This window comes from Actinospica durhamensis (assembly GCF_018139695.1).
In the GTDB taxonomy this organism is placed as follows: domain Bacteria; phylum Actinomycetota; class Actinomycetes; order Streptomycetales; family Catenulisporaceae; genus Actinospica; species Actinospica durhamensis.
Map to the genome: position 1 here is coordinate 1 of NZ_JAGSOG010000326.1, position 8750 is coordinate 8750.

7 protein-coding genes are annotated in these 8750 nt (G+C 71.4%); 2 read left to right on the forward strand and 5 right to left on the reverse strand.

Annotated features, from left to right (window positions below; all coding sequences use genetic code 11):
- Positions 1–45 precede the first annotated feature (45 nt).
- Positions 46–237 carry a hypothetical protein gene (locus tag KDL01_RS36115; RefSeq protein WP_212533204.1) on the forward strand — a complete coding sequence of 64 codons (192 nt, stop codon included), beginning with the start codon at positions 46–48 and terminating at the stop codon, positions 235–237.
- 88 nt (positions 238–325) lie between these two features.
- Here KDL01_RS36115 and KDL01_RS36120 read toward each other — a convergent pair whose 3' ends face one another.
- The 5 genes from KDL01_RS36120 to KDL01_RS36140 all read right to left on the reverse strand — a co-directional run bounded on the left by KDL01_RS36120 (position 326) and on the right by KDL01_RS36140 (position 5819).
- Positions 326–2005: a sialidase family protein gene (locus tag KDL01_RS36120; RefSeq protein WP_212533205.1), complete on the reverse strand. Its 1680-nt coding sequence runs from the start codon at positions 2003–2005 to the stop codon at positions 326–328.
- A 231-nt stretch (positions 2006–2236) separates the two neighbouring features.
- Entirely contained in the window at positions 2237–2734 is a 498-nt protein-coding gene (locus KDL01_RS36125) for a hypothetical protein (protein ID WP_212533206.1), read from the reverse strand.
- Positions 2735–2941: 207 nt separating this feature from the next.
- The gene (locus KDL01_RS36130; RefSeq protein ID WP_212533207.1) at positions 2942–3997 is read right to left on the reverse strand and encodes a putative Ig domain-containing protein; all 1056 of its coding nucleotides are present in this window, start codon (positions 3995–3997) and stop codon (positions 2942–2944) included.
- Between the two features lie 201 nt (positions 3998–4198).
- Complete coding sequence (locus KDL01_RS36135; protein WP_212533208.1) at positions 4199–5437, reverse strand: hypothetical protein; 1239 nt, start codon at positions 5435–5437, stop codon at positions 4199–4201.
- A gap of 97 nt (positions 5438–5534) precedes the next feature.
- Positions 5535–5819, reverse strand: coding sequence for a hypothetical protein (locus tag KDL01_RS36140; protein WP_212533209.1), 285 nt, complete (start codon positions 5817–5819; stop codon positions 5535–5537).
- Between the two features lie 169 nt (positions 5820–5988).
- Here KDL01_RS36140 and KDL01_RS36145 point away from each other — a divergent pair.
- The coding region (locus KDL01_RS36145; RefSeq protein WP_212533210.1) for an AAA domain-containing protein at positions 5989–8750 on the forward strand (2762 nt) is incomplete at its 3' end.

The following is an 8750-nucleotide window of genomic DNA, read 5'->3' on the forward strand; positions in this document are numbered from 1 at the left end:
GGGTAACGCCGTACTGTCACGATCGATCGAGTGGGAGCGTCGCGCTTGAAGGTAGTACTGATCATTCTCGGAGCCGCCAACCTGGCCAATTCCCTGCACGGGATCGCCCAGGCATATCGCCCATCGAAGTCCCCCGATGACCCCAGGCGGCGCAACGCCCGCTCCCGTGCGCCTTATCTCGCGATATCCGCGGTGATATCGGTGGTGCTCATCGTCGTCGTGTCGTCGCGGAACTGATCGGGATGCGGTCGGCCGTCCTCGACGTCCTGACCGCGTCCCTCCGAAGCAGGCCCCCGGAGGGACGCGGTCATGCCAGGGACGTCCGCTACAGCAGCGGAATCGCCTGCGTATCCACCGTCTGATGCGGGGTGTCCACGCCCGGGCGGCCGCGGAAGTCGGTCCAGACCGGGTGCAACACCCCGTCCGCGCCGAGCACCGCCGCGCTGTAGTCGCCGATGAACTCGCCCTGCAGTACCTGCCCGGTCACCGCGCCGACCCCGACGAACTGCACGTCAGGGTTCTCCGACGCCGTGGTGATCCGGTGCTGCGGCGAGGCCTGCCCGTCGCGGCCGATCGTGGTGTAGGCGTAGTCCACGTCGATACCGCTCGGATCGTAGGAGCGGGTGTAGTAGGTCACCGCGACCTTCCCGCCGAAAGCGGCCACCGCCGGGAAGAACACGTCCCCGCCGGGTTCGGCCGCCGTGACCGCGCTCCAGTCCGTGCCGTTGCGCGAACTGGCGATGAAGGCCGTGCCGTCGGTCTGCACCGAAGCCCCGGACGCGTCGTACTGCCCGTTGCGGTCGTCCGACCAGACCACGTAGAGGTGCTGGGTCACCGGATCGACGGCCAGCTGCGGGTAGGAGTTGAGCCGGAAGTTCTCCCCGGTCAGCGCCTCGTTCTGCACGTCCGCGTTGTACGGATAGTCGTAGTTCTGCCCGACCAGCGCGTTCGTCCAGGTCTTTCCGTGGTCGCGCGAGGTGGCCACGACCGTCTCGTCATGGTCCGAGGCGCCGGTACAGGCCAGCGTCGCGCACACGGACGACTCGTACGCCACGTACAGCGTGCCGTCCTCGGCCACCTGCGGGTTCGAACCCTGGGCGAACGCGGTCAGCCCGCCGGCGAAGTCGGTCGTGGTGGGGGAGACCCGCCGCGCCGCCGACCAGCTCTTGCCCTGGTCGGTGGAGGTCTTGAGGTAGATCGGCGACTCGATGTAGTTGCCGGAGTCGTCGTAGGTGAAGCGAGTCCAGGTCACGTACACCTGGCCGGTCCGGGGGTCGACCGCGATCCAGTTCTTGTCGTTGAAGTAGTCCGAGGCGGTCGGCGTACCGTCCGCGGCCACTCCGTCGATCTGCACGATGCTCGGCTGACCCCAGCTCAGACCGCCGTCGTGGGAGACCGAGACGACGATGGCCGAGCCCGCGTTGCTGCGCGAGAAGGCGATGTTGGTGTAGTAGACGGTGTTGTGCGGCCCGAAGGCGAGCACCGGGTCCCCGGCCGAGTCCATGTCGGACAGCGCCCCGGTCGCCCCGGTCTGGTAGGTCAGGGCCGGCAGCTGGACGTTCTTCCAGGTGCTGCCGCCGTCGAAGGAGGTGTAGGCCCAGCCGGAGGAGTCGTTGCGATCCTCCCGGCTGCTGAACACCCGGTAGTCGTTGGAGCCGGCCACCAGGTTCTCCGGGTTCTCCGGATTGACCGCGACCGTGGTCTCGTTCTGCGCGGCGTAGCATCCGGTCTGACTGCCCACGCCCACCACGGTGTCACCGTGGATCACGTCCACGCTGGGCGCGATCGGGCCGTAGACGTGGGTGTCTCCGGAATAGGACTGGCACAATGCCGAGAGCGCCGTGTCGGCGGGCTCGTCGTCGTCGCCGTACGCGAGGACGTAGTTGAGGAGCTTGTTGTGGGTGGCCGGGGCCGCGGCGGCCGCGTCGGCCGGGGCCGCGAAGGCGGTGCCCGCGATAAGCGCGGCGACCGCGATCACCCCGGGCAGCAGAGCTTTGTGGCGCAAAGCTGATCCCTTCCTGAAGTCGGTGGGGCTCAGCTGAAGCTAAGCGAGCAACAGGACTCTGACAAGAGCCTGTCGCGATCGGGCTGGTGGGGCGTCGGGTGCGCGATCCCGCTGCGGTGCGGTGCGGTGCGGTGCGGGTGCACGCCTGTGCGTCGGGCCCCGCCATGCCGGGGGACGGCGTGGCGGGGCCCTTGACGCAACTCGGCGGGATCGATGATGGCCGCGGGCGAATCAGGCGCCTGGTGAGATGTGCTCGATCACCAGGTATGCGGTGGCCGACTCCACGTCGCCGGCGTTGTCGATGCCGATGTCCACGGTGACGGCGAGTTCGGCGGCCTGGCAGCCCGTCGGCACGGTGTAGGTGCCGTTCTCGGCGAGTTCCTGGCCCGCGGCGTAGGTGACCGAACGGGTGACGGGGTCGATCGCCGGGCAGCCGGCCGGGGCGGCGCCGCTGGTGCTCAGCGGCAGCCAGCGGCCGGTCCAGGTCTCGGTGGAGATCAGGGTGGCGCCCGTGCAGTTGGTGGTGATCAGGTCGGCGGTGGAGGAGTTGTCGGGGAACACCTGGGGCGGGGTGAAGGCGAAGCCGTCGATCGCGATCGGTTCGGCCGCGGTGGAGCAGCCGGCCGCGGGGTGCACCGCGGCGGCGGCCGGGCTGACGGCCGCGACGCTCAGGCCGAGGGCCGCGGGGACGGTCAGCAGCAGGGCGGCGCTGCGCAAGGTGCGGATCATGCATCTCGCCTTTCTCGCATGAGCATGAGTGGGTGCGATGGCGGTATCAATATCGGGGCGGAAAGGCATGATCGCAATATTCTTCGACACTCGAATTCGGGTGTGCGGCCGGCCGGGCGAACAGGCTGGGTGTCCGCGCAGCGCGCCGCGGCCGAGGCGGGGCCGGCCCTTGCTGCCGGTCCCGCCCCGGGATTCACGGCTCGGGGTTCACGGCTCGATGCTGAGGGTGAACTGCTGGGTGGTCTGCCGTCCGGCGTAGTCGGCCAGCTGCATGGTGAAGGTGTAGGTGCCGGCGGCGGTCGGGGTACCGGCCAGTTCGTCGTCGGCGTCGGTCGGGGCGGCGAAGGTCCGCAGGGTCAGGCCGGGCGGCAGGGCGCCGGCGACGACGGACCAGCTGTACGGTCCGGCGCCGCCCGACAGGAAGAAGTTCTGCCCGAACGTCTGCCCGACGGTGCCGGAGGTCAGGGTCGATCCGCTGGAGGGCAGGACGATCGCGAGCGGCAGGTTCTGATCGACGGTGATCTGGTAGGCCTGGTAGAGCGGTTGGCCCTGGTCTCCGGTGCCCTGCACGGTGAAGCTGTAGGTCGGCTCGATCCCCTGCGCGGTGGGGGTGCCGTCGAATACGGCGCCGGCGGATCCGAACGCGGCCGGCAGGCTCAGGCCCGGCGGCAGGGATCCGGCTACCACGGCGAGGGTGCCGCCGGCCTGGTGGCTGGTGGGCAGACGGCCCGGGTAGGCCTGGCCGAGCACGGCGTCGGGCAGCACGCAGGCCCCGTCGATCAGGAAGCTGCCGGCGGCCGCGGTGCACTGCAGCTGGTCGGGCGGACCCTGGACGGTGACGGTGATCTGGTAGGCCAAGGTCGAGGTCAGGCCGCCGTCGGTCGCCTTGACGGTGAAGTCGTACGTCCCGGCCTTGGTGGGATTGCCGGTCACGGCGGTCCCGGAGCCGGTGGTCTGAGCGCCGAGGGTCAGGCCGGGCGGCAGGCTCCCCGCGGTCACAGCAAACGTGACGGTGGCTCCGGCGGCGCCGGCCTTGGCCACCGCGACGGTCGCGGCGTAGCTGTTCGGCGCGGTGGTCATGCCGGACGGCAGCCCGCATACGGTGCCGTGCAGTGCCTCGCCGTCGGCGGTCGGGCACTGCAGTGTGATGCGCGGCGGCGGGTACGTCGTGGCCGAAGCCGGGCCCGCGCCCGCCCCCAGCAGCGTCGCCGCCGCGCCTGCCGCGGTCGCGCACACGAGCGCCGCTCTGGATGGTCGTCTCACGGTGATCCTCCTTGGTCGGCCCGGGGGCCTGAATGGGAAACGAGGTCGGCGCGGCCGGACGGTCTCAGACCGATCGCCTTCCGCGTGTTCGATGCCTGATACTGAATGTGAGCCTGGCCGGCGCAGCGCGGAGGGGTCGTGCAGGCTCGCCTCACGACTGCGCGCTGCTCCAGATGGGCGGATGGCTCGCGACCGGGCAGGTCAGTTGACGGGCTCGGTGAATACCGCGTCGCCGGCCAGTACGACGGCCTGGCCGGGGACGATCGTCAGGTCGGCCAGGCTGCCGCGGGCTCCGCTTCCCGGGCCGAAGTTCGCGGCGCCGGGGGCGAAGGTGAAGGCGTCGGCGGTGCTGTCGGCGTAGACGAAGGTGCCGGCCTGGTCGGCGACGACCAGGCCGCCGGTCGACCCGGTCGCCAGCGGTACGGGTGTGCCCCAGCCGGCTCCGGCCGGGTCCCAGGCGTAGGAGGATCCGTACACGGTGATCGCGTCGCCGCCGCCGTCGATCGCGGTGCTGACCGAGGCGGAGGCCTGAGTCGCCAGGATCGTCGGGGCGCTCCAGGCCCCGGCGGGCGAGCGGGTGGCCGTTCCGGTATGGCCGGTGACCGACCAGGCGATCGAGGCCTGTCCGGCGTTGTTCAGAGCCAGGGCCGACAGGCCGGTCAGGTGGTAGTTGCTGTTGCCGTAGCCGAGGGCCACCTCGACCGGGGCGGAGAAACCGCCGGCCATGCTGCCGGAGACGGCCCAGAGATTGTTGAGCCCTCCGTTGAAGGCCACGATCGCTGCGCCGGACGGGTCGACGGCCAGGCTCAGGTCGTGGGCCGGCCCTTGGTCGAGGTTGTCGGATATCGCCGTGTCCGGGCCCCAGGTGCCGCCGGCCGAGAGCACGGCTTCGTGGACGTTGCTCAGCTCGATCCAGGCGGCGATCGCCCTGCCGGAGCCGTCGGTGCCCAGCACGATCCCGCCGTTGCCGATGGTCAGGGCCGTGGTCAGGGTCACCGGGGCGCCCCAGACGCCGCCAGGTGAGCGGACGGCGGCCTGCACGGTGTAGGAGCAGGCGCCCGGGCAGCCGCTGCCGGTGCCCCAGACCGCGATGACCTGCCCGTTGGAGGCCACTGCGACGGCCGGACGTGGCCCGCTGTTCGGCTCGTTTCCGCCGGCGCCCAGGTCAGTGGCCTGCCAGGACTTCCCGTCCGAGCTGGTACACACCTCGACGTGAGTGGAGCCGTCGGCCGCGGTGAAGGTCCCGCCGGCCGCCGTCGCCCCGGCCGGGTTGAGCGCCACCGAACTGCCGCACGAGCCCGGCAGCGCCACCGGCGCGGACCACGAGGCCGCCCACGCCGGTGCGGACGCCACCGCCCATGCGACCAGGCCCACCGAAGCCACCAGGGCGACGCGGCCGACCCTTCCCAGCGAACGTATACGCAGTGGAACAGGGCGCATGATCATCTCCAGACAGGTGACGTCGTCGTCTGCGCGGAGAGGCCGGGGTGAAACAGACCTCTTCCATCGGCGGACACGTACCGGCCGCCCGTCCGGTTCACGGTCCCGTCATGGCCTTGCGCATCTCCGCGAGATAGCCGTCGTACACGGCGGCCAGGTCCTCGAGGTCGACCATCGGCGGCAGGTCGATGACGGGCTGGTGGGCGAGCAGGTAGGAGGCACTGTGCTCGACCAGGCGTTGCTCGTCGGCGGGCGAGGCGCCGAGTTGCTCGAGCAGGTTCGGTCCGGCCCGGAATCGGGACTCGGCGACGCCCTCGGGGTATCGGGCGCGGACCAGGTAGTCGTGTTCGCCGAGCGGCTCGACCTCGATGTTTTCAGCCATGATCTTCACCCTAGCGGTAGGCCCTCGGGACCGTGTGTACGGCTTCGACGAGCGCTGCGGGGTTGCTGCGGGCGGCGCACTCTCAAGCCTGCGCCGTGCGCCCGCGAATGCTCTCGTGCGCCCCATACGATGATCCTTCGACTGGGACGCCGTGGAAGCGGGGGGATCGATGACGGAGGCTGAAGACTCGCCGGTTGCCCACCTCCTGCGCGCGGCCGAACTGGAGATCGTCGCCTCGCGTCGGGCGGACGGAGCGAACAAGCGGAAGGCGACCCTCAGCGCGGGGACACTGGTGGGCGCGGCCGGCGGCGGGTACGCGGCGCCGGGCCCGGCCGACCGGCGGGAGTACCGGTATGCGTGCAGGGCGTGGCCGCCCGAGTTCGACGCCCTGGAACTGATGGTCCGGCCCGTGGACAGCACCGGACCGTGGACTCCCGCGGAGGTGACGGCGGCGCCGGACGGGCGTCGGCGGGTCCTGACGACGCTCGCGTTCCCCGGGAACCCGCCGAACCTCCAGGTGCGCGAGGACGACACCTCGACCTGGGTCGCGCTCGCCGCCCGGCTGCGCGGCGTCGTCACGGCGTGGGGCGAGGAGCCGGAGGCCGCGCGCTGGGTCCTCGGCGGCGGCAAGCCCGCGGCGAAAGTGGAGCCGACGCCGGATCGGTTCGTGCGGGATTGGCACCGGCTTCGGCTCAACGCCGAGCAGCGCATGGCGGTGAGCCGGGCGCTGGCGAGCGATGTGCTCTTCCTCTGGGGCCCGCCCGGCACCGGCAAGACCGACGTCGTCTCGCACATCATCGAAGGCTGCTACCGCCAGGGCCTCAATGTCCTGCTGCTCGCCCCGACCAAGGTCGCGGTCGACCAGGCGCTGCTGCGGGTGTGCAGGCTGCTCGAGGCCGAGGACGGGTTCGACGAGGGCCTGGTCCAGCGCGCGGGCGACATCGCCCTGCCCGCACTCGCGCAGGCGTTCGGGGAGAGGATCTCCGAAGAGCGGATCATCGAGCGGCTGACGGCGGGGCTCGCGGACCGGCTGGACAAGCTCACCGACGAGCACGCGGTCGTCCGCGGGCAACTGGAGCGTCGGCTTCGCGCCGAAGAGCTCCTCCGTCGGCACGCGGAAGCGCAGAACACGAAGGCCCACGCGTACCAGGCATGGCAGGCCGCTGACGGAGCGGTGCGGGCGACCGAGCAGGCCTGCGCCCGGCTGATGGAGGACCTGCACAAGGCCCACAACGGATTCGCCCTGCGCAAGCAGCACCGCATCGAAGCGCTCTCGGCCCAGTTCGCGGCGGCGCAGGACCAACTCGGGCAGTACCGCGCGCAGGCCGCCGCCACATATCAGGGCTTTGTCGGCGCGGACCAGGCAGCCGGGCAGATCGGCGGTCGGTTGTCGAGCCCTGAGAACGACGTGAGCGACTGCGCGCCCACGGCCGCGCTCCGGCAGCGCGACCAGGAGCTCAAGGACCAGATCGCCGAGCTCGAGGCCCAGGCCCGCAAGGTCGTCGACGTCGTCCGGGCCCGCTGCCGGGTCAAGGGCGCGACCGTGGCCAGGGCGGTCGTCTCGGCCAAGCTGCTCGACCGGGTCGACGTCGTCGTGGTCGACGAAGCCGGCATGGTCGACCTGCCCTCGGCCTGGTTCGCCGCGAGCCTCGCCGGCCGCAGGCTCGTCCTCGCCGGCGACTTCCGGCAGCTGCCCGCCGTCACCATGACCGCCGAGGACCGCAAGGCCACCGCCGACGAGCGGCGGCACGCGCAGCTCTGGTCGGCCCGGGACTGCTTCCACGCCGCCGGCCTGGTCGACCACGGCCTGGTCAAGCTCGCCGACACGCGGCTGGCCGCCCTCCGCGTGCAGTACCGGATGCGCACGTCGATCTGCGCGGTGGTCAACGCGGTCGCGTATCAGGATGCTCCGCTCCACACCGGCCGTGACGAGTCGGCCGAGCACGCGCAGCTGTCCGGCCTGCTCGACTCCCCGCTCATCCTCGTCGACACCTCGTCCCGGCGCATCGCGCACCCGCACCGGCGCAACGCCCACCAGTCGAACGAGGTGCACGAGGCCGTCATCCACGAGATCATCCGTTCCCTGCAATACGACGGAGTCGTGCCGACCCGCAAAGCCGCCCCCGCGCCCGCCGGCACCGCCGCCACCGACCGGGTCGGCGTGATCGCCCCGTACCGCGCCCAGGCCAACAACCTCGCCGCCGGCCTCAAGCACCGCTTCGGCGAGCACGTGCAGGGGCTTGCCGACACGGTCCACCGCTTCCAGGGCAGCGAACGGCCGGTCATCGTCTTCGACACCGTCGCCGGAGCCGGCAGAGACGCGGGGTACTTCTACGCCGGCACCGAGCTGTCCTCGACCACCTGCCGCCTGCTCAACGTCGGCCTGTCTCGGGCCCGCGACCACCTCATCGTCATCGCCGACATGGACTTCCTGCGGGAGAAGCTGCCCCGCACCGGCGCCGCGCGCGCCATGGTCCAGCACCTCGAGCGGCACGCGTTCGCCTGGCCGGTCGACCAGCTCGTCCCGGTCCGCGAGGCCTCCGAACTCGCCACCCTCTCGACCGAGGAACTCGCCCGCCCCGCCTTCTTCCCGGCCGACGAGGTGGACCGCGCCGTCGCCTGGGACCTCGACCGCGCGCTCAGGAGCATCGAGGTCTTCAGCCCCTTCCTGGCCGCGACCGCCCTCGACCGCTGGCTGCCCCGACTGCGCTCACGCGCCCAGGCCGGCGTGGCGGTCACCGTCTACACCCGCCCGCCCGAAGACGACCGGAACACCGCCCACGTCGAGCGTCTGCGTGCCGCCGGCTGCCACGTCGACTTCCGCGAGCGGATGCATGAAAAGGTACTGATCCTCGACGACGACGTACTCTGGCACGGCTCGCTCAACCTGCTGAGCCACACCGGCTCGCGCGACCTGATGATGCGTCTGAC